20 protein-coding genes are annotated in these 20,711 nt (G+C 70.6%); 12 read left to right on the forward strand and 8 right to left on the reverse strand.

The features are described from left to right. Nucleotides 1-5: 5 nt before the first annotated feature. Both AB0M30_RS34120 and AB0M30_RS34125 read right to left on the reverse strand, forming a co-directional pair. A complete protein-coding gene (locus AB0M30_RS34120) occupies nt 6-1,118 on the reverse strand; it encodes a Re/Si-specific NAD(P)(+) transhydrogenase subunit alpha (protein WP_364592456.1) in 1,113 nt (370 codons plus the stop codon). Nucleotides 1,119-1,241: 123 nt separating this feature from the next. Continuing rightward, the gene (locus AB0M30_RS34125) at nt 1,242-1,901 is read right to left on the reverse strand and encodes a TetR family transcriptional regulator (RefSeq protein WP_360182384.1); all 660 of its coding nucleotides are present in this window, start codon (nt 1,899-1,901) and stop codon (nt 1,242-1,244) included. 93 nt (nt 1,902-1,994) lie between these two features. Here AB0M30_RS34125 and AB0M30_RS34130 point away from each other — a divergent pair, with 93 nt between their 5' ends. The 6 genes from AB0M30_RS34130 (at nt 1,995) to AB0M30_RS34155 (ending at nt 7,010) form a co-directional block, all read left to right on the forward strand. After that, nucleotides 1,995-3,062: an FAD-binding oxidoreductase gene (locus AB0M30_RS34130; RefSeq protein ID WP_364592459.1), complete on the forward strand. Its 1,068-nt coding sequence runs from the start codon at nt 1,995-1,997 to the stop codon at nt 3,060-3,062. Between the two features lie 10 nt (nt 3,063-3,072). Further along, on the forward strand, nt 3,073-4,182 hold the full coding sequence (locus tag AB0M30_RS34135; RefSeq protein ID WP_360182390.1) for an acyl-CoA desaturase: 1,110 nt from the start codon (nt 3,073-3,075) through the stop codon (nt 4,180-4,182). Nucleotides 4,183-4,189: 7 nt separating this feature from the next. Continuing rightward, complete coding sequence (locus tag AB0M30_RS34140; RefSeq protein WP_103343010.1) at nt 4,190-4,390, forward strand: hypothetical protein; 201 nt, start codon at nt 4,190-4,192, stop codon at nt 4,388-4,390. Between the two features lie 237 nt (nt 4,391-4,627). Continuing rightward, the gene (locus tag AB0M30_RS34145) at nt 4,628-5,890 is read left to right on the forward strand and encodes a sensor domain-containing protein (RefSeq protein ID WP_364592463.1); all 1,263 of its coding nucleotides are present in this window, start codon (nt 4,628-4,630) and stop codon (nt 5,888-5,890) included. Between the two features lie 9 nt (nt 5,891-5,899). After that, nucleotides 5,900-6,544 carry a response regulator transcription factor gene (locus AB0M30_RS34150; RefSeq protein WP_364592465.1) on the forward strand — a complete coding sequence of 215 codons (645 nt, stop codon included), beginning with the start codon at nt 5,900-5,902 and terminating at the stop codon, nt 6,542-6,544. Between the two features lie 55 nt (nt 6,545-6,599). Further along, nucleotides 6,600-7,010, forward strand: coding sequence for a secondary thiamine-phosphate synthase enzyme YjbQ (locus tag AB0M30_RS34155; RefSeq protein ID WP_014466759.1), 411 nt, complete (start codon nt 6,600-6,602; stop codon nt 7,008-7,010). Here the strand turns inward: AB0M30_RS34155 and AB0M30_RS34160 are convergent. After that, nucleotides 6,948-7,949 carry an ABC transporter permease gene (locus tag AB0M30_RS34160; protein WP_364592469.1) on the reverse strand — a complete coding sequence of 334 codons (1,002 nt, stop codon included), beginning with the start codon at nt 7,947-7,949 and terminating at the stop codon, nt 6,948-6,950. The genes AB0M30_RS34155 and AB0M30_RS34160 overlap by 63 nt on opposite strands. A gap of 105 nt (nt 7,950-8,054) precedes the next feature. Between AB0M30_RS34160 and AB0M30_RS34165 the strand changes: the two genes are divergently transcribed. The 4 genes from AB0M30_RS34165 to AB0M30_RS34180 all read left to right on the forward strand — a co-directional run bounded on the left by AB0M30_RS34165 (nt 8,055) and on the right by AB0M30_RS34180 (nt 14,709). Then, on the forward strand, nt 8,055-8,750 hold the full coding sequence (locus tag AB0M30_RS34165; protein ID WP_364592472.1) for a haloacid dehalogenase-like hydrolase: 696 nt from the start codon (nt 8,055-8,057) through the stop codon (nt 8,748-8,750). A 246-nt stretch (nt 8,751-8,996) separates the two neighbouring features. After that, the gene (locus AB0M30_RS34170; protein ID WP_364592475.1) at nt 8,997-12,182 is read left to right on the forward strand and encodes an RHS repeat-associated core domain-containing protein; all 3,186 of its coding nucleotides are present in this window, start codon (nt 8,997-8,999) and stop codon (nt 12,180-12,182) included. Nucleotides 12,183-12,213: 31 nt separating this feature from the next. Further along, entirely contained in the window at nt 12,214-12,390 is a 177-nt protein-coding gene (locus AB0M30_RS34175) for a hypothetical protein (RefSeq protein ID WP_364592478.1), read from the forward strand. Between the two features lie 195 nt (nt 12,391-12,585). Further along, nucleotides 12,586-14,709: a DUF2156 domain-containing protein gene (locus AB0M30_RS34180; protein ID WP_364592481.1), complete on the forward strand. Its 2,124-nt coding sequence runs from the start codon at nt 12,586-12,588 to the stop codon at nt 14,707-14,709. Between the two features lie 589 nt (nt 14,710-15,298). Here AB0M30_RS34180 and AB0M30_RS34185 read toward each other — a convergent pair. After that, complete coding sequence (locus AB0M30_RS34185; protein ID WP_364592484.1) at nt 15,299-15,973, reverse strand: hypothetical protein; 675 nt, start codon at nt 15,971-15,973, stop codon at nt 15,299-15,301. Between the two features lie 65 nt (nt 15,974-16,038). Here AB0M30_RS34185 and AB0M30_RS34190 point away from each other — a divergent pair, with 65 nt between their 5' ends. After that, complete coding sequence (locus AB0M30_RS34190; RefSeq protein WP_364592486.1) at nt 16,039-16,509, forward strand: DUF4231 domain-containing protein; 471 nt, start codon at nt 16,039-16,041, stop codon at nt 16,507-16,509. Between the two features lie 13 nt (nt 16,510-16,522). Here the strand turns inward: AB0M30_RS34190 and AB0M30_RS34195 are convergent, their stop codons facing one another. Then, entirely contained in the window at nt 16,523-17,374 is an 852-nt protein-coding gene (locus tag AB0M30_RS34195; RefSeq protein ID WP_364592489.1) for a hypothetical protein, read from the reverse strand. Then, nucleotides 17,374-19,122: a proline--tRNA ligase gene (locus AB0M30_RS34200; RefSeq protein WP_364592491.1), complete on the reverse strand. Its 1,749-nt coding sequence runs from the start codon at nt 19,120-19,122 to the stop codon at nt 17,374-17,376. Before AB0M30_RS34200 ends, AB0M30_RS34195 begins: the two co-directional genes overlap by 1 nt. Before the next feature lie 123 nt (nt 19,123-19,245). On the opposite strand from AB0M30_RS34200, the gene AB0M30_RS34205 reads away from it, so the two are divergent. Continuing rightward, nucleotides 19,246-19,599 carry a VOC family protein gene (locus AB0M30_RS34205; protein WP_360182424.1) on the forward strand — a complete coding sequence of 118 codons (354 nt, stop codon included), beginning with the start codon at nt 19,246-19,248 and terminating at the stop codon, nt 19,597-19,599. Between the two features lie 90 nt (nt 19,600-19,689). Here AB0M30_RS34205 and AB0M30_RS34210 read toward each other — a convergent pair whose 3' ends face one another. Then, nucleotides 19,690-20,226, reverse strand: coding sequence for a TetR/AcrR family transcriptional regulator (locus tag AB0M30_RS34210; RefSeq protein WP_364592494.1), 537 nt, complete (start codon nt 20,224-20,226; stop codon nt 19,690-19,692). Nucleotides 20,227-20,231: 5 nt separating this feature from the next. Beyond that, nucleotides 20,232-20,684, reverse strand: coding sequence for a nuclear transport factor 2 family protein (locus tag AB0M30_RS34215; RefSeq protein WP_364592497.1), 453 nt, complete (start codon nt 20,682-20,684; stop codon nt 20,232-20,234). Nucleotides 20,685-20,711 lie beyond the last annotated feature (27 nt).

The following is a 20,711-nucleotide window of genomic DNA, read 5'->3' on the forward strand; positions in this document are numbered from 1 at the left end:
TGGGCTCACGCGACACTCCCTTCGCGCCCGGCCACGCAGGCACCGGCGACGATTTCGTCCTCGAAGTTCAGCTCGAGCGCGCCTTCCTTCGTCACGAGCAGCTCCAGCAGCTCGACGACGTTGCGCGCGTACAGCTCGCTGGCGTGCGAAGGCATTTCGGCGGGCAGGTTCAGCGGGGACGAGATGGTGACGTCGTGCTCCACGACGTCCTCGCCCGGCTTGGTCAGCTCGCAGTTGCCGCCGGTCTCGCCGGCGAGGTCGACCACGACCGACCCGGCGGGCATGCCCTTGACGGCGTCCGCGGTGACCAGCGTCGGCGCCTTGCGGCCCGGCACCAGCGCGGTGGTGATCACGACGTCGAACCTCGTGATGGCCTCGGTGAGCCGCCGCTGCTGCTCCTCGCGCTCCTCGGACGTCAGCTCGCGGGCGTACCCGCCTTCGCCGACCGCCTCGATGCCGAGGTCGAGGAACTGCGCGCCCAGCGACTTGACCTGTTCGGCGACCTCGGGCCGCACGTCGTAGCCGGTGGTCTGCGCGCCGAGCCGTTTCGCCGTGGCCAGCGCCTGCAGCCCGGCGACGCCGGCGCCGAGCACCAGCACCTTGGCCGGCGGGACCGTGCCGGCCGCGGTGGTGAGCATCGGGAAGAACCGCGGGAGCTTCTGCGCGGCGAGCAGCACCGCGCGGTAGCCGCCGATGCTGGCCTGCGACGACAGCGCGTCCATCGCCTGCGCCCGGGAAATCCGCGGAACCGCCTCCATCGCGAAGGCGCGTAACCCCGCTTCTTCGAGCTTCGCGAGCCCGTCCGGGTTGCCGCGCGGATCGAGGAAACCGACGAGCACGGCGCCCCGGCTCAGTTTCCCGACTTCCGCGGGCGAAGGCGGGTTGACCTTCACGACGATCGGCGCGCCCCAGGCGTCGCCGAGTTCGGCACCCGCCTGGGTGTACGCGTCGTCACTCAGGTGCGCACCGGATCCGGCGCCCGGCTCGACGACGACGCGCAGCCCTCGCTGCACGAGCCGCCCGACGAGCTTGGGCACCATGGCCACCCGCCGCTCCCCGGGGCGTGATTCGGCCACCACACCCACGGTGAGCTGCTGACTCTGTTCGCTGTCCGTCACACGACCTCCTCATCGGCGAGGCACGATCCGAGGGTTGTACCACGCCGGACCGACAGTCCCCAGTGACGTGGGTCGCAAGTCTCGCGGTTGTGCCAGAAGATACGAGCGGCCGGGAGGAAACGTTCAGCTGCTTTTCCAGTGCGGGACGCCGAGCAGGACCAGGCGCAGCCGTTTTTCCGCCGTTCCGGTGATTTTCGCGTCTTCACCTGGGCGGGCTTCCAGCAGTTCGACAATGGTCGTCAGCATCACGGAAACGATCAAGTCGGCCAGCATGTGGAGGTCTTCGGTGCTCCACTCGCGCAGCTTCGGGAACCGGGCGAGGTCGATCGCGAGGTCGCCGGAGAACAGGCGCAGTTCGACACCGATCGCCTCGGCGAGCGAGCCGCCGGCGTACCGCTCGCGGGTGAGGAACCGGAAATGGTCCTCGTTCGCCCGGACGAATTGGTGCAGCGTCGTCACCGACGCGCTGATCATCCCCTGGTAGGTGTCCGGATCCGTGCGCGCGGAGCGGATCATGCCGCGCAGCGTGCGCGTCGCCTCTTCGACGAGCGCGACACCGAGGTCCTCCATCGAGGCGAAGTGCCGGTAGAAGGCCGTCGGGACGATCCCGGCGCCCTTGGCGACCTCCCGCAGGGACAGCGTGGCGAACGGCCGATCGGCCAGCAGCTCGAGGGCGGTGTCCAGCAGTGCCTGCCGGGTGCGCAATTTGCGCTCTTGGCGGCTCACCGGCGTCAGGGGTTCGGACACGGGTTCCAGCGTACGGATGTCCACCGCGTTGCTCACGTCACATCCTCGGGGTCTCGCGTTGACAGGGCGTCCACTCCTGCAGTGCACTGTTGAGTGTACAGCCGTTCACTGTAACCGAGGAGGTTCCCGATGACGGCGCTCATCCCCCGGCGGGTGCGCGGCCTCGCCTCGCTGGCCGAGGCGCTGCTGACGCCGCACGGGATGGACCGGTACCTGGAGCTCGTCGACCCGATGCTGGTCCGCCGCGAGATCCGCGGCCTGGTCACGGCGGTGCGCAAGCAGACGCCCGACACCGTCACGCTCACCGTGCGGCCCAGCCGCGCGTGGCCGGGCTTCACCGCCGGCCAGTACGTCCGCCTGCAGGTGGAGATCGACGGCGTCCGGCGCACGCGCTGCTATTCGCCGTGCGGTTCGCAGTACGACGGCGAACTGGAGTTCACGGTCAAGGAGCAGGGCCTGGTTTCCGGGCACCTGAGCCGGTCGATCGGCGTCGGCTCGGTCGTCAACCTGTCCACTCCGGACGGTGCCTTCACATTGCCCGCCGAGCGGCCGGACCGCGTCCTGCTGATCGCGGGCGGCAGCGGCATCACGCCGGTGCTCGCGATGGCGCGCACCCTCGTCGACGAGGGCCACGCCGGCGAGATCGTGTTCGTGCAGTACTCGAACGGCCCGGCCGACGCGCTGTACCGCACCGAGCTGGCCGAACTCGCCGCCCGGCATCCCGGGCTGCGGGTCGTGCACGCCCACACCCATTCGCAGGGTGGCGACCTCAACGGGTTCTTCTCGCCGGAGCACCTGGCGCGGGTCGCCCCGTGGTTCCGCGACGCGGAGGCGTTCGTCTGCGGCCCGAAGCCGCTGATGGACGCCGTGCGCGAGGAGCTCGGTGAACGCGTGCACACCGAGGAGTTCACGCCGCCGGCGTTGACCTTCGACACGGAGAACGCCGAGGGCCAGGTGCGCTTCAAGCGCAGCGGCCGCGAGTGCGCGAACTCGGGGAAGCCGTTGCTGGAGCAGGCCGAAGAGGCCGGGCTCTCGCCGGAGCACGGCTGCCGGATGGGCATCTGCTTCTCCTGCACCCAGCTCAAGACCGCCGGGCGCGTCCGCAACGCCAAGACGGGCGAGATCTCCGGCGAAGAAGACGAAGAAATCCAGCTCTGCATCTCCGTCCCCGTCGGGGACGTCGAGATCGACGCTTAAGGAGACTGCCATGACCGGTCTGCAGGACCGCCTGACCCCGGAACAGGTCGAGGAGTTCGGCCGCGAGCTCGACGCGCTGCGGCAGCGGATCGTCGACGACCTGGGCCAAGAGGACGTCGACTACATCCACGACATCATCAAGAAGCAGCGCGGCCTGGAGGTCGCCGGGCGGGCGCTGCTGTTCGCCGGGTTCTTCCCGCCCGCGTGGCTCGCCGGTGTCGGCGCGCTGTCGCTGGCCAAGATCCTCGACAACATGGAGATCGGCCACAACGTCATGCACGGCCAGTACGACTGGACGCGCGACCCGGCGCTGAGCTCGCAGCGGTTCGAGTGGGACACCGTGGCGCCGGCGGAGAACTGGCGGCACTCGCACAACTACATCCACCACACGTACACGAACATCGTCGACAAGGACCGCGACGTCGGCTACGGGATCCTGCGGATGGACACCGCCCAGAAGTGGCACCCGTACTACCTGGGCAACCCGGTGTACGCGACGCTGCTGGCGATCTTCTTCCAGTGGGGCGTCATGCTGCACGACCTCGAGGTCGAGAACGTCGTCAAGGGCGAGCGGTCCTGGGCCGACAACGTGCCGGTGCTGCGGCGCATCCTGCGGAAGGCTTCGCGGCAGGTCGGCAAGGACTACGTCCTGTTCCCGCTGCTGACCGGCCCGCTGGCGCCGCTGACGTTCCTCGGCAACGCGACGGCGAACCTGACCCGCAACCTCTGGGCGTTCGCGATCATCTTCTGCGGCCACTTCCCGGCGGACGTCGAGAGCTTCACCGAAGAGGAGACCTCCGAAGAGTCGCGCGGCCAGTGGTACCTGCGCCAGATCCTGGGTTCGGCGAACATCTCCGGCGGCCCGCTGTTCCACGTCCTGAGCGGCAACCTGTCGCACCAGATCGAGCACCACCTGTTCCCCGACATCCCCGCGCGCCGGTACCCGCAGATCGCCGGCGAGGTGCGCGCGATCTGCGAGAAGTACGGCCTGCCGTACCACACGGGCCCGCTCCGCAAGCAGCTCTGGTCGGTGGCGAAGAAGATCGTGAAGCTGGCGCTCCCGCAGAGTGCGCCGGCGCCGACTACCGTGGAACCCGACCGGCAGCTCCGAGCAGCGTGAGGGTGACATGGTGGGCCAGTTCGAACGGGAGAAGGACACCCTGCAGGTGATCACCGAATCAGCGGCGACGCACGTCGGCAACATAGCTTCGATCATCACCGGCGCGATCCGCGACATCGCCCGGGAGACGGGCGACTGGCTCACCGACGTCATCGAGATGCGGGAAGCCGCGCAGCGGGCCCAGGAGGACGACCCGGACACGCCCTGACGCCTGCCCCCGAGTGCCGCGAATGACTCATTCGAGACCTCCAAGGTCCCCAATGAGTCATTCGCGACCTCATGTCTCCTGGTCGGCACGGAATTGTCGGTGCCCACCGGTAGTGTGGAAATCGGGGGGCGCCCCCGCGCGGGGGAAGGCACCGAACACCACATCGGGGCGTTTCCGGAGCGCAGTCCGGGGGAAAACCGGATGGGCCCGTCGCCCGAGCCGGGCAACACTGAATCCGTGACCACCCTCGACCCACCCCACCCCCTGCGCCGCGTCTTCGGCCCCCTCGTCACGCGGGACTTCCGGGCCGAGTACCTCTGGCTGTGGCTCGCCGCCCCGCTCACCGTCTTCTCGCTGCTCAGCTTCCTCGTCCTCCTCGCGCTCGGCCTCTGGCTCACGCCGGTCCTGCTCGGCTTCCTCGTCCTCGCCGGCGCCGTCTCCTACGCCCGCGGCCTCGGCGCCGCCCACCGCGGCCTGGCGAAACACCTGCTCGGCGTCAGCGCCCCCGCCCCGCGGCGGCCCGAGCTCAAGCCCGGGCTGTGGAGCTGGGTCAAAGCGCGCGTCGGCGATCCCGCGGGCTGGCGGGCCGCCGGTTACCTGCTCCTGCGCCTGCCGCTGACGCTCGCCGGGCTCTTCACCGTCTTCACCGCGACCCTCTACAGCTTCGCCGCCACCACCTACTCCTTCTTCTGGTTCCCGCTCGGCGAACGGCAGCTGCCCATCTTCGACATCCGCGCCGACAGCTGGCCCGGCGCGCTCGCCTGGTCGGCGTCCGGGCTGCTCGTGCTGGTCGCGCTGCCGCGGGTGACGCACGCCTTCGTCGCCCTCGACCGGTTGCTGGTCGTCGGGCTGCTCGGCGAGCGTGTGCTGTCCGAACGGGTGCGCGACCTCGAAGCGAGCCGCGCGACGGCGGTCGAGGACGCCGCCCTGCGGCTGCGGCGCATCGAACGCGACCTCCACGACGGCGCGCAGGCCCAGCTCGTCGCGCTGGCCATGAAGCTCGGCCTGGCCAAGGACGAACTGGCGAACGCCGATCTCCCGCAGGTCGAAGAGCTGGTCACCGCCGCGCACGCCAACGCCAAGCAGGCCCTGACCGAGCTGCGCGACCTCGCCCGCGGCATCCACCCGGCGGCCTTGGACGCCGGCCTCGACGTCGCTCTCGCCACGCTCGTCGCGACGTCCGGGATCGACGCGCGGGTGATGGCGGACCTGCCGCGCCGGCCACCGCCGTCACTGGAGACGATCATCTACTTCAGCGCCGCCGAGCTGCTGACCAACGCCGCGAAACACGGCGGGATGACGCTGGTCGAAGTCACCGAGGAGCGGGACGTCCTGCGCCTGCGTGTCCGCGACAACGGCCCCGGCGGCGCGCGGATCGTGCCGGGCGGCGGGCTGGCCGGCGTCGCCGAACGGCTGCGGACGGTCGACGGCGAGCTGACCGTCACCAGCCCGGTGGGCGGTCCGACCGAAGTGTCCGCGCGGGTGCCGCTGCCCCGCTAGGGTCGCGGCATGCGGATCGTCATCGCGGAGGACTCCACCATCCTGCGCCACGGCCTCGTCGAGCTGCTCACCTTCCGCGGCCACGAAGTCGTCGCCGCGGTGAAGGACGCCGAAGCGCTGCGCGAAGCGGTCGGCACCCACGCACCCGATGTGTCCATTGTGGATATCAGGATGCCGCCGACGCACACCGACGAAGGCCTGCGGGCGGCGATCGCGCTGCGCCGCGAGCTCCCGGGCTGCGCGATCCTGCTGTTTTCCCAGTACGTCGAGACGAGGTACGCGGCCGAGCTGCTGGCCGACCGCGCGGGCGGCGTCGGCTACCTGCTCAAAGACCGCGTGGCCGAGGTCTCGGACTTCCTCGACGCGCTGCGCCGGGTGGCGGACGGCGAAACGGTCCTCGACCCCGAAGTCGTCAGCCAGCTGTTCTCCGCGACGCGCCGGACGGACGCGCTGAGCGGGCTCACCCCTCGGGAGCGCGAAGTGCTGGGCCTGATGGCGGAGGGCCGGTCGAACTCCGCGATCGCGGCGGAGCTGTTCCTTTCGCCCGGCTCGGTGGAGAAGTACGTGACGTCGATCTTCGGCAAGCTCGGCCTGCCACCGTCCGAAGGGGACAATCGCCGGGTGCTGGCGGTGCTGCGCTACCTGGATTCCTGACCGCCGGCGAAGGCGCACCCCGCGAAGAAGCCCGCAACTGCCTAGGCTGGACCGCATGTACTCCACCGAGATCGAGGTCCGCACCGGCTCCGAAGCCGTCGTCCACGACCTCACCCACGAAGCCGAGGCATTCCTGCGCGACGCCGACGCCACCGACGGGCTGCTCCACGTCTGGGTCCCGCACGCCACCGCCGGCCTGGCCATCCTGGAAACCGGCGCCGGCAGCGACGAGGACCTGCTGACCGCGCTCGACGAGCTGCTCCCCCGCGACGGCCGCTGGCGGCACCGGCACGGGAGCCCGGGTCACGGCCGTGACCACGTGCTCCCGGCGCTGGTGCCGCCCTACGCGACGGTCCCGGTGCTCGGCGGCGTCCTGGCGCTCGGCACCTGGCAGTCGATCTGCCTAGTGGACACCAACCTCGACAACCCCGTCCGCAAGGTGCGGTTCAGCCTCCTGGCGGGCTGACCGGCCCGGCCACAGCGCCACCAGCAGGCCTGTGGCCAGCAGGGCGCCGAGCACCCACAGCGCGGTCGTCACGTCCGGCGCGTCCGGCACGCCCTGCAGCAGGCTGCGCAGGCCTTCGGCCGAGAACCGGAACGGCGTCCACGACCACAGCAGCGCGCGGTAGGCCGGGTGCAGCAGCTCCGGCACCTGCCCGGCCACCGCGGGCGCGACCAGGTACAGCGGCGCGAGGACGGCCATCGCGCGCAGGCCCAGCAGGCGCAGCAACGCGGCCTGCAGTGCGGCGAAGGCCGTCGCGGCGAGGAAGACGAAGCCGAGGACGTCCGCGGTCAGCGGCAACGTCGAATCCCACAGCGTGAAGAACCCGGCCACCGCCGCCGTGATCAGCACGCCGGCCCCGGTCACCTGCAGGAACCGCGCCCCGGCCCCGATCGGGCGGCCGGTCCGCTTCGCGAGCTGCGTCAGCGCGAGCCCGGCGACGAGCGCGCCGATCCACGCCAGCGCGCTCGCGGCCAGCGGCGCGACCCGGCCCGCGACCCCCGCCGGGTGCAGGACCTCCTGCTTCGGCGCGCCGGCCAGCGCGGTCGCGGCGCCGGTCAGCGCCTGCTGGGCGACCTGGGTGCCGGCCGGGTTGACCGCCCCCGAAGTCACGACCGTCACGACCGTGGCGGCCGGTCCCGGCGCGAGTTCGAGCACGCCGTAGACCTTCTTGTCTTCCAGGAGCTGCCGCGCTTCGGCCGGGGTCGCGACGGTCCAGGCGAGCTGGCCGCCGCCGTGCGCGGCGATGCGCTGCGCGATCTCCGGCGGAGCGGCGACGGCGACCGGGACGCCGTCGGGTGCGACGGTCGCCTGCGCGCCGAAGGTGAGGAATCCGAGCACCACCGCCACCAGCGCGCCGGCCACGGCGGCGACCAGGGCGAGTACCCCCGCGGGACGGGTCATCACTGCCTCCACTTATTCGTCACTTGTTGAATTACGCCCCAAGGTACGACGCGGTCTCGTAGAAGTCAACGCGTGTTGAATAATGTCCCCGGTAGCCTCGGAGCCGTGACGAAGAAGCGGCTGGTGCTCTGGGACATCGACCACACGCTCGTGGACTTCTCCGAACTGGGCGCGGCCTGGTACGGGACCGCGTTCACCGCCGCGACGGGGGCGACCCTGCGCGTGCACCCGGTGTTCGGGGGCCGCACGGAACGCGCGACGACCACTGACCTGCTCACCGCGAACGGCTTCGAGGCCGCGGAGGAGACGATCCAGGCGCTGTTCGAGGCGCTGGTGGCGGAGTCGGAACGCCACCGGCACACCTTCGCGGAGACGGCCCGCGCGCTGCCGGGAGCAGCCGAGGCGCTGACCTCGTTCGCCGCGGGCGGGGACGTCGTGCAAACGCTCGTCACCGGCAACCTGCCGGAGATTTCGCGGCACAAGCTCGTCCCCTTCGGCCTGGACGAGCACCTCGACCTGGAGATCGGCGGCTACGGGACGCTGTCGGTGCACCGCCCGGACCTGGTCCCGCACGCGGTGGGCCTGGCGGCGGCCAAGCACGGCACCGAGTTCGGCGCCGACGCGGTGGTCGTCATCGGCGACACCCCGAACGACGTCCGCGCCGCAGTGGCCAACGGCGCGGTCTCGGTCGCCGTGGCCACCGGGCACTATTCCGCCGAGGAACTGCTGGCCGAGGGCGCGCACACCGTGCTCCCCGACCTGACCGACACCGAAGCGGTCCGGCGCGCGGTCCTCGGCTGAGCCGCGACCGGCGAAACAGCTTGCCCGCGCAAGATTTCCCGCCTGTCCTGCACGCGCAGGCGTCCGGTCTGCCGATCGGAGCAATGTGCGTGGCCCGCGTTAGAACGTTCGAGTGGTCCGGATCTTTCCCGCTCGCATCCCCGTGATCGTTGGTCATAAATTCGCAGGGTCTGGCGACATCGTGTCGCCCGGGGTGGAACCTGTGGGTTCCGAGGGGAGATTTACCTTATTATGCAACGGAAATCGTTGCGGCATTTTGTGCTGCGCACGATCACGTTCATTTCCGCGGGCGCGCTGATCGCCGCCGTTCCGGTGCCCGCGCTGGCGGCTCCGCAGGCCGGTCGGGGCGGCGTGCCGCTGCCGGTGTCGTGGACGCCGCCGGCGCGGGTGAACCGCACGCCGACCGGCGTCCCGGCCGATCAGGTGCCGGCGAGACGGGCGCCGAGATCGGGTGCGTCGATCCGGTCGGAGGTGTGCGCATCGAGCCAGTCGGGCACGCAGTCGTGGTTCGCGATGGACCGGTACGCGATCTCGGACCGCACGGAGTTGCTGGTCAACCGCTACAACGGCAACGCGGTCATCACCGACCGGGCGCTGACGATCAAGGGCACCGGCCTGAACATGTCGGTGGACGCGGTCTACAACAGCATCACCGAACGCCCCGGGGCGTTCGGGAAGTTCTGGACCGTCACCGGCGGCCCGGATGTCGAGCTGGACATCTATCCCGCCCCCGACCGGCGAGTGGTGTTCTACGACCCCACCGGGTATTGCGCGGTGTTCACGAAGAACGACGACGGCAGCTTCGCCACTCCGTCCGGCATGCACGCCACGTTGACGAAACTGCCCAACGGTACCTACTCCCTGACGCAGGACTCCTCGGGAGAAGCGTTGTCGTTCACCGGCGACGGACGGCTGTTCTCGCAGGCCGACCGCAACGGCCACACCATCACCTACCGCTACAACGCCTCCAACGGCACCCTCGCCTCGATCACCGACACCCAGGGCCGGGTCACGACCACCGCGTACGCCAACGGCCGCATCTCCGCGGTCACCGACCCGGCCGGTCTCACGGCCGGGGGCTACAGCTACGACGCGAACGGCCATCTCACGAAGATCACCAACCGGGCCGGCGACGCGATGACCTTCGGCCTGGACGCCGACGGGCGCGTGACGACGCTGACCACCACCTTGGGGCGCGTCTACACGCTGACCTACGACACCCGTGGCCGGGTCACGCAGGTCGCCGAGCCGAACTACGACGGCGTCGCCAGCACCACCGGCTATGTCTACGACAGCGACACGACCACGGTCACCGACCCCAACGGGCACAAGAGCACCTACACCTTCGACGGCGGCCGGCAGACCAAGGCCACCGACGCCCTCGGCCACGACCGCGCGCAGGCGTGGTCGGCGCACGGTGACGTGAACGCGCTGACCGACGCGACCGGCAACTCGGTCACCTACGACTACGACCCGCTCAACAACCTCAAGGGCGGCACGCTCCCCACCGGTGCGGCGATGAGCGTGGGCTACACCGACACCGCCCACCCGCACCTGCCCACGCAGGTCGCGGACTTCTCCGGCAACAAGGTGAACAGCACCTACGACAAGGCCGGCAACGTCACCAAGGTGCACTCCGACGCGCTCAACGCCGACGTCGCGAGCTACGAGTACAGCACCGGTCTGGTGACGAAGTCGACCGACGGCAACGGGCACGTCACCACCTACGGCTACGACAGCGCCGGCAACCTGACCACGGTCACGCCGCCGCTGCCGCTGAAACCCACCACCTACACCTACGACTCGCTCTCCCGCGTCGCGAGCGTGACCGACGGCAACGGCGTCAAGCTGGTCTACGGCTACGACAAGCTCGACCACGTCATCTCCGTCGCCAAGGCCGACGGCACCGGACTGGCCGCCTACACCTACGACAAAACCGGCAACCGCACCATCGCCCAAACCGCCGGCGCCACGCTCACCAACAGCTACGAACGGCGCCTGCTGACCCGCGTGGTGCGCACGGCGGGCACGACCACCGGCACCGCGACCTACCACTACGACCGCGCCGGCAACGTCACCGCCGTCGACGACCCGACCGGCTGGATCTACTACGGCTACGACGCCGCCAACCGGCTGACCTCGGTCAAGGACCAGGCGAACACGACCACCACCTACGGCTACGACAACTCCGACCACCGCACCTCGGCCACCCTGCCCGGCGGCAGCACCGAAACGATCGGGGTCGACAAGTCCGGCCGGCAGACCGGGATCACGGTCAAGAACTCCGCGGGCTCGACGCTGCTGTCGACCAGCTACCGCTACACCAAGCCCGACGGCACCGACACCGGACAGGTGCAGTCCCGCACCGACTCCACCGGCACCGCCGACAACACCTACGACGGCTTCGGCCGCCTCACCAAAGCCGGCAGCCGCACCTACAGCTACGACAACGCCGGCAACATCACCGCAGGCGACGGCCGGACCTACACCGTCAACGACGCCGACCAGATGACCAAGATCGACAGCATCACGGCCGGTTACGACGGCGCCGGCAACCTCACCACGACCAACCCCGGCGGCGACGCGCACTACAGCGACACCAACCAGCTGACCTCGGTCACGTCCAGCTCGGGCACGCTGTTCAGCGGGTCCTACGACACCCTCGACCAGACGCAGCCCGCTTCGATCACCGAGCGCGTCGGGTCGAGCGACGTCACGCACGTTTTCACCCAGACCGCGCTGGGTATTTCGCGGACCGTGGACAACGGCGCCGCCACCACCTACGCCCACGACGTAGACGGCAACCTGACCGGGTTGGCCGACGCCGCGGGCAAGCACCACAACGCCATCACCGACTACCAGGGCAGCGTCCTCGCCCTGGTCGACGACACGGGTGCGGTGACGGCCACCTACACCTACACGCCGTACGGGTTCAACACCGGCATCACCGGCCCGGCGGGCTCGGCCAACCGGCTGCGGTGGCTCGGCAGCTACCAGCTCGCCAGCAGCGAATACCTGACCGGTTACCGCCACTACAGCCCGGTTTATGCGCGCTTCACTCAACCCGACCCCACCGGGCAGGAAAACAACGCCTACGTCTACAGCCACGGCGACCCCGTCAACAGCAGCGATCCCAATGGGGACTACAGCTTCGGCGACCTCGGCCAGAACCTCGGTGGTCAGGTCGGCGGCTATGTCGCCGGAGTTGTCACCGCTGCGGCCTGTGGGGCGACCGCCGGCGCCGGCTGCCTGGTCGCCGGTGTTGTGGGGGGTGCCCTACTGGGCGCTGCGGGCGCCGGTATCGGCGCTGCCATCGGCGGCGCTCGAGGGTCGGACGTCGGCGACGCGCTCATCGATGGCGCGATCTCCGGCGCCACGAAGGGCCTCGCCGGCGGCGCGATCGGCAAGGCCTTCCGCTTTCTGAGGAAGTAGGCATGCAGGGACCGCACCGATGGAAGGCAACGTGAGCAAGAACAAAAAGAACTGGATCATCGCCATCACGTTGATCCCGGTGGCGGCAGTCGGCTTCTACTACACCCTCTCGGATCCTCCGATATGGTGGGTCGGCATCCTGGCTGCAGTGATCGGGCTTGCCCTCATGGTGCTGATGGGCTGGATAGCCATCCGTCCCGGGAAATAGCCTGAGGTCGGCCGAGGTGGGTGGGCTCGAGTCCGAGTCCACCCACCTTGGCATGGTCAGGTCCGACCGGCCGATGACCAGGCACATCCTCCTCAAGAGGGGGTCATCCCTCAGCCGAAAGGACGATACCCCTAGGGGAAATCTCGTTCCCTTGCCCGATGTCCACGGCGGCGGGAACTCGACAGACTCTTCCCCATGACTGACGCAGGGGCGGCGGCCGTGCCCGCCGGAGGGGGCCGCATCCGGAGCACGGTTGCGGTGTTGAGACAGCGGCTGCCGTTCACCAGCGGCGTCACGCTCGCGATGCTGGTGCTGGCCATCGCGAGCGGGGCGCTGTGGAACGCCGCGGAAGACCGTGCGGTCTACCCGTTCGTCGCCTACGGGCTGCCGTCGCTGGAGGCGGGCCGGTGGTGGACGATGCTCACCGGGCCGTTCTTCGCCGTCATCCCGTTGTACTACCTTCCGATGGTCGGCAGCTTCGCGCTCTTCGCCGGCTTCGCGGAGTGGAAGCTGGGCACCCGCCGCGCGATGGCCGTGACCATCGGCGGCCAGCTGGTCTCGGTGCTCGTCGCGACCCAGTTCCTCGCGCTGTCCCGCAACTCCGGCTGGCTGTGGGCCGAGCGGGTCGCGGGCAGCCTGGACGTCGGGTTCTCCGGCGGCGCGCTCGCCGCGGTGGCGATCGCCACCGCGACCCTGCGGCCGCCGTGGGCCCTGCGGCTGCGGGCGGGCCTGTGCGTGTACGCCGGGGTCGCGATCGTCTACGTCGGCACGCTGGCCGATCTCGTGCACTTCTTCGCGCTGCTGCTGGCGCTCCCGCTCGGCAAGCGACTGGTGGGCACGCGGCAGGCGGGCGAGGTGGCCACGCCGAACCTGCGGGAGTGGCGGGTGCTGGCCGTGGCCGGTCTGCTGCTGCTCACCATCGCCGAGATCGTCATGTTCCTGGTGCCGGGTGACGGCCCGTTCGGCTCGGACGACGGCGTTTCGCTGTCGGCGCCGGAGCTCGGCGTCCTGGTCCTGATGGTGGTGCCGATGCTCAACGGGCTGCGCAAGGGCAGCCGCGTCGCGTGGCGCTGGGCGGTCGGGCTGTCGGCGTTCGTGACGTTGCAGGGTCTGGCCGTCGCGACGCTCCTCGGGGTGGCCGACATCTTCGGCGGGGACTACGACACGGCCGGTCTGCCGCTGTTCTTCGTGGACAATCTCTTGTGGACGGTCGAGCTGGCCGTCCTGATCGCCGCGCGGCACGCCTTCCGCGTGCCTTCGCGACGCCGGCTGCGGCGCCACGCGCAGGGCCCGGGTCCGGCGCTGGCCCGGAGCCTGCTGGGGCGCCACGGCGGCAGCACGCTGTCGTGGATGACGACCTGGCCGCGCAACACCTACTTCGTCCGCGCGGACGGCCGGTCGTACCTCGCCTACCGCCGCCACGCGGGGGTCGCGGTCGCGCTCGGCGACCCGATCGCGCCGGACGGCACGGCGGCCGCCACGGTCACCGAATTCGCCGCGATGTGCGAGAACTCCGGCCTGGTGCCGTGCGTGTTCTCGGCGACCGAAGCCACCGTCGCGGCGACGCGCGAGCTGGGCTGGCAGCACGTCCAGGTGGCCGAGGACAACGTGCTGGACCTCGACGGCCTCGAGTTCCGCGGCAAGGCCTGGCAGGACGTCCGCTCGGCGCTGAACAAGGCGGCCAAGCAGGACATCGAGTTCCGGCTGGTCCGCCTGGCCGATCAGCCCGAGCCGATCCTGGCCCAGGTCCGGGCGCTGTCGGAGGAGTGGATGTCCGGCAAGGCCATGCCGGAGATGGGCTTCACCCTCGGCGGCCTCGACGAGGCGATGGACCCGGCGACCCGGGTCGGCCTGGCGGTCGACGCGGAGGGCACGGTCCACGGCGTGACATCGTGGCTCCCGGTCCACACGGGCGCCGGCAAGATCGGCGGCTGGACCCTGGACGTCATGCGCCGCAGCGCCCACGGCTTCCGCCCGGTGATGGAGTTCCTCATCGCCTCGGCCTGCCTGGCCTTCCGCGAAGAAGGCGCGCGGTTCGTCTCGCTCTCGGGCGCACCACTGGCCCGCACCAGCTCCGGCCCGACGCGCCCGGTCGACCGCGCACTGGAGTCACTGGGCCGCGTGATGGAGCCGTACTACGGTTTCCGTTCGCTGCACGCGTTCAAGGCAAAGTTCCAGCCGCGGCACGTCCCGCTGTACCTGGCGTTCCGCGACGAAGCCGACCTCCCGCGCATCGGGCTGGCACTGAGCCGGGCCTACCTGCCGGACGTCCGCCTGCGCCAGCTGGCCAAGCTGGTCAGCAGCTCCCGGACACGCTGATCCCCTGCGGCAACCGGCCCTCCGTCCGGCCGACGACCTGCTGGCCCGGGGTCAGCGGACCGTCGATCAGGCGGGGCCGGCGGCAAGGCAACGGCTTCCGCCGCGGCCATCCGACCGGCCGCCGCAACTCAACCACCCCGGGTGCTCCGGGATCAGCCATCCGGCAGCCCGGCCGCGACAACCGGCAAAGCCGATCAGCAGCTCCCGGACACGCTGATCCCCTGCGGCAACCGGCTACCCCGCCTGGCTGACGACGCTCCGGTCTCTCGGGACCAGCGCCCGTCGGTCAGGCGGGTTCCGGCCGCCCATCCACGGCAATCGCCGGGCCACCACTGGCCGCGACTGCCAACTGCAAGTCCCGCCGCGACAACCGCCCGGCCGCGGCAACCGGCACCGCCCGGCCGGCCCTACCACCACAATCACCGCGCCACACCCACCGACCAAACACCCGGCCGCGGCAACCGGCACTGCCCCCACCACTCGCCCATCACGGCAATCTCCGGGCACTGCCAACCGGAAGTCCCACCGCGGCAACCGCCCGGCCGCCGCGGCCAGCCAAACGCCCGGCCACGGCAACCGGCAAAGCCGATCAATAGCTCTCCGGCACGCTGATCCGCTGCGGAAACCGGATCTTCCGCCTGCTCACCACGTTCTGGTCCTTCGAAATCAGCCGCCCATCGGTCAGCCGGAGCCAGTGGCCGTTCCGCGAGTCGGTGAAGGCGAGCATCACTCCCGGGGTCAGGTGCGGGCGCCGCCACTCCTCGCGGATCGGCATCCGCCACTTCCCGGGCGGCAGGATGGCGTAGAGGTACTCGTCGTCCTCGATGTCCGGTCCCCGGTGCAGGGTGGAGCCGGTCATCGGCAGGTGGCGCACGAGGTCGAACGAGACGACGACGTGGTTGACCGCCTCGGCGTTCGCGTTCGACACGACCATGTACCCGTGGTCGCCGGCGTACTCGATCCACGCGGTGACCTTCGCGGCCTGTTCCTGCCGCTCGCGCAGGTCCCGTTCCCGCCGGTCCGCCTGGGCGACCCGGCCGTCGCGGATGGCGATCCACAACGCCACCACGACGGCGCCGATCGTGCCGATCCCGCCCACCCACTGCCCGGAAGCGCCCCACCAATTCGGATCACGCGGCTGGACCAGCCAGATCCACGCTTTCGCCAGCAACGGCCCGAACAGCAGCAGCACCCCGGAAACAGCCAGCACGCCGAACGCGAAGCCCCGGATCACCGCGAGCCGTCTCTCCGCATCACCGCTCATGCTGGGAGCCTGCCGAATCGGGACGCTCAGCGGAAGGGCGAACCGCCGGTGCTACCTTCGTCGTCGTGCCCGACGAGCCCCCCGGCGAACTCGCATTCCTGCGCTCCGAACTCGACCGGCAACTGCGCTGGTACTCGAAACGCCGCAAGCGCGACAAGCGGAAGGCGTTCGGCCTGCGGCTGTCGACGGTCCTGTTGTCCGCGGCGATCAGCGTCCTGCTCGGGCTGCGGAACCTCGGCGGCTACGCCGATCTGTTCGCCGACATCGCGCTCGGGTTGGGGGCGCTGATCACCGTGCTCGCGGCGGCGGACGCCTTCTTCTCCCACCGTGAGCTGTGGATACTCCGCACGCACACCGTCCGCGACCTGGAAGACATTTCGCGGGATCTGCGGTACTGCATGAGCAAAGACCTTCCGGAAGACGCGCTGAAGCGGGACGTCGAGCGGATCTACGGCGAGCTGAATAGGGCCATCGCGCGCGACAGCAAGAACTGGGACCGCCTGCGCGCACCCGCCGCCACGCAGCCGAAAGAATGACGCGGACGGCGCTCTAGCGGTACGTGGTCGGCGGCGGAGTCGTCATCCCCCGGTCCGCCACCGGCACGAACCGGTAGCTGCCCACGATCCGCACCAGATCCTCGCGGATCGAAGGCCCGGACCGGTCGCTGTCGGCATAAGCCACCACGACACCGGACGTCCCCGAATCCCCACCGAACGCCAGCGCTGCCACCAGTGCGTGCCGGGCCGCGCACTCCCCCGGTTGCGCCGGGGTCACCGAAGCGACCACGACCTTGGCGGGAACGGCAGCGCCGTCGGCCCGGGAAACCTGGGCGTCCGACACCGGGCCCACCTCGGGAACCCCGCCGTACGCGGCCGTCGCGAGGTCCGTGGCGGCCTTGCGGGCCGCCGCGTCGACGTCGGCCAGGGGTTCCGTGGTGACGCCCGCGCCACCCAGCGTCGCCTGGCCGCACTTGCCGAGGAACGCGCTCGTGATGAGCCTGATCCCGTCCCAGCCGTGCTGGGTGCCGGGCGCCGGCTGCCAGTTCGGCGGGACGTCGTAGGCGTACGCGCCGTCGCGACCCGCCACGGACTGCCAGCCCGCGACCACGGCCGGAACCGCCGCGCGCGGCGAAGGCGTCGCCACCAGCGGCGCGGGCGGCGGCGAGGACGATGCCGGATGCGGTTTGCCGACGCCCAGCGCGTTCAGCACGCCGGCGACCAGGGCGATGAACACCAGGCCGAACCACGGCGCCCGCCGCCACTTCAGCGGCTTCGGCCGCGGGCGGATCCGCTTTGGCCGCGCGCGCGGCGCGTCCGCGGGTTCGTAACCGCCGAACCCGCGAAGCGCCGCGTTGTCCTCGTAGCCCGGCCCGTCTTCGGGCCGCCGCGAGAACCGTCCCATCAGGAGCGGACGAGCTTGACCAAGTGCTCGACGACGGCGTCGACCGCGATTTCCTCGCGTTCGCCGGTGCGCCGGTCCTTGACCTCGACGACGCCGTTGGCCAGCCCGCGCCCGACCACGAGGATGGTCGGCACGCCGACCAGCTCGGCGTCGGCGAACTTGACGCCCGGGCTCGCCTTGCGGTCGTCGAGGATGACCTCGACACCGGCCGCGTCCAGCTCGGCGGCGAGCTTCTCGGCGCCGGCCGCGATCGTCTCGTCCTTGCCCGCGATGACGATGTGCACGTCGAACGGCGAGACCATGCGCGGCCAGATCAGGCCGAGGTCGTCGTGGTTCTGCTCGGCGAGCACGCCGACCAGCCGCGAGACGCCGACGCCGTAGGAACCCATGGTGATCCGGATCGGCTTCGAGTCGGGGCCGAGGGCGTCGAGCCCGAACGCGTCCGCGTACTTGCGGCCGAGCTGGAAGATGTGCCCGATCTCGATGCCGCGCGCGGCGACCAGGGTGCCGTGGCCGTCCGGCGACGCGTCGCCCTCGCGGACCTCGGCGGCCTCGATGGTGCCGTCCGGGGTGAAGTCGCGGCCGGCCAGCAGGTCGACGACGTGGTGGTCGACCTTGTCGGCCCCGGTGACCCAGGCGGTGCCGGGCACGATCCGGGGGTCGGCGAGGTAGCGCACGCCGTTGTCCTGCAGCGCCTTCGGTCCGATGTAGCCCTTGACCAGGAACGGGTTCTTCGCGAAGTCGGCCTCGTCGAGCAGCGCGACCTCGGCCGGCTCCAGCGACGCTTCGAGGCGCTTCATGTCCACTTCCCGGTCACCGGGGAGCGCGACGCAGACGAGGTCCCACTCCTTCGCACCCGGCTGACGCGCCTTGACCATGACGTTCTTCAGCGTGTCCGCGGCGGTGAACGTGCGGCCGAGGTCCGCCTGGTTCAGGAAGTTGACCAGTGACTCGATGGTCGGCGTGTTCGGCGTGTGGTGCACCTGCGCCTCGGGCCGGCCCTCGATCGGCTGCGCGGCCGGCGCGGGCGTCACGACGGCTTCGACGTTCGCCGCGTAACCGGACTCGGTGCTCCGGACGTAGGTGTCCTCGCCCGTCTCCGCGACCGCGAGGAACTCCTCGGACGCCGAGCCGCCCATGGCCCCCGACGTCGCCTTGACCACGACGTACTCGAGGCCGAGGCGGTCGAACAGCTTCGTGTAGGCGGCGCGGTGGGCCTGGTAGGAGCGCTCCAGGCCCTCGTCGTCGAGGTCGAAGGAGTAGGAGTCCTTCATGACGAACTCGCGGCCCCGGAGGATCCCGGCCCGCGGGCGCGCTTCGTCGCGGTACTTCGTCTGGATCTGGTACAGCGTGACGGGGTAGTCGCGGTACGAGGTGAACTCGCCCTTGACCGTCAGCGTGAAGAGCTCTTCGTGCGTCGGGCCGAGGAGGTAGTCGGCGCCCTTGCGGTCCTTGAGGCGGAAGAGGCCGTCGCCGTACTCGGTCCAGCGGCCGGTCGTCTCGTAGGGCTCCTTCGGCAGCAGGGCGGGGAACTGGATCTCCTGCGCGCCGATGGCGTTCATTTCCTCGCGCACGACGGCCTCGATGCGGCGCAGCACGCGCAGGCCGAGCGGCAGCCAGGAGTACCCGCCCGGGGCGACCCGGCGGACGTAGCCGGCGCGTACCAGGAGCCGGTGGCTCGGTACCTCGGCGTCCGCCGGATCCTCGCGCAACGTGCGAAGGAACAACGACGAAGTCCTGGTGATCACTGGGGGGCTCCCTGCTCCGGGCGGGTGTGAAAGTCCCGCTCAGGGTAGTCAACCACCCGGCCGTGACTCCAACGGGTTACTCGGCGGCCCGTTTTTGTCGGTGGTGGCCGCTAGCTTCGGGGCATGGCGATCCACATGGGCATGATCACGATCGACTGCGCCGACCCGCGGCGGCTGGCGGAGTTCTGGACGGCGGCGCTGGGCACGAAGGTGGCGCAGGACTACGGCGAGTTCGTGATGCTGGCACCGCCGCCGGGAGGCGGGCTGGCGGTGGGGCTGCAGCGGGTGCCGGAGGCGCGGGCAGGCAAGAACCGGGTCCACGTCGACTTCGGAGGTGACGATCGCGAGGCCGAGGTGAAACGGCTGGTGGAGCTGGGTGCGAAGGAGGTGGCGGAGCACGAGGTGCCGGGCCTGGCGTGGACGGTGCTGGTCGATCCGGAGGGCAACGAGTTCTGCGTGTCGGCGGGGGTGCACTGAGGGCTGGTTCGACTGGCCCGGCCGGCCCTCATCCGGGGTGCCCCTCATCCGGGGTGCCCCGAGCCGGCCTGCTCTCGCCGGCGTCCCGGGTCACCGGGCGGCGAGCACGCGCGCCCACGGTTCGTCGATGTCGGCCAGCCCCAGCACGGCGACCACGTTGTCGAGCATTCCGGCGCCGAACCAGTACCGCACGGCCTCGTCGTCGCCCAGCAGCTCCCGGACGGTGTCGACCTGCTTGGCGTAGCACCGGCGCACGGCCTGCCCCACCAGCGGCTCGCCGGCGGCACAGTTGGCGTGCATGAGGAAACGCAGGATGGTCCGGTCCGCGACGAGCGCGGCGTAGGCGCCGCGCGCCGCCTCCAGTGCCGCCTCGGTTCCGCCCGACGCCGGCGGGTGCGCGAGCAGGGTTTCGGTCATCACGACCGATACCTGGTCGACCGCCGCCGCGAACAGGGCTTCCTTGTTCGGGTACAGGCGGTAGAGGTACGGCTGGGAGATCCCGGCCCGGTCGGCTATCTCGTGCGTCGTAGTACCGTAGAAACCCTTCTGCGCGAAGCAATCGATCGCGGCGGCCACGACGGCCCGGCGTCGCTGGTCGCTCTTGGCGCTGGTGCCGGCGGCAGGCATGGGGGTCAGCCGCCGAAAGACACGCTGAGCTCAGGGTCGGCGGGCGTGAGGGCCTCGATCGCCACCAGCGGGTTCCAGTAGTCCAGGTAGTGGGTGATCAGCCCCTCGTCATCGGTCCGGACGACGGAGATGCACGTCTGCTCGTACGGCTTTCCGGTCGGCCGCGCGGTGCCCGTCGAGCGGAACTCGGCGATCACCAGGCCCGGGTCGGCCGTCTCGTGGAACACCAGGTCGACGAACTCGACGTCGAACGTCTCGGGAAACCCGCTCATGTGCGCGACGAGCGCGTCCCGCCCCGTCACCTTCCGGGGCACGCCGGCCGGCGCGTACGGGAACTCGAGCACTGCGTCCGGGGCGAACAGCTCCACCCATTCCTCCGTGCGTCCCGCGGCAGTGAGCCGCAGGTGCTCGGCCACGGAGTGCTGGGCGGCGGCGCGCCGACGGGCGTCGTCTGTCATATCGGCTCCTCAATTAGTGATAGACCT

The sequence above is a fragment of the Amycolatopsis sp. NPDC051716 genome, assembly GCF_040681595.1.
In the GTDB taxonomy this organism is placed as follows: Bacteria; Actinomycetota; Actinomycetes; order Mycobacteriales; family Pseudonocardiaceae; genus Amycolatopsis.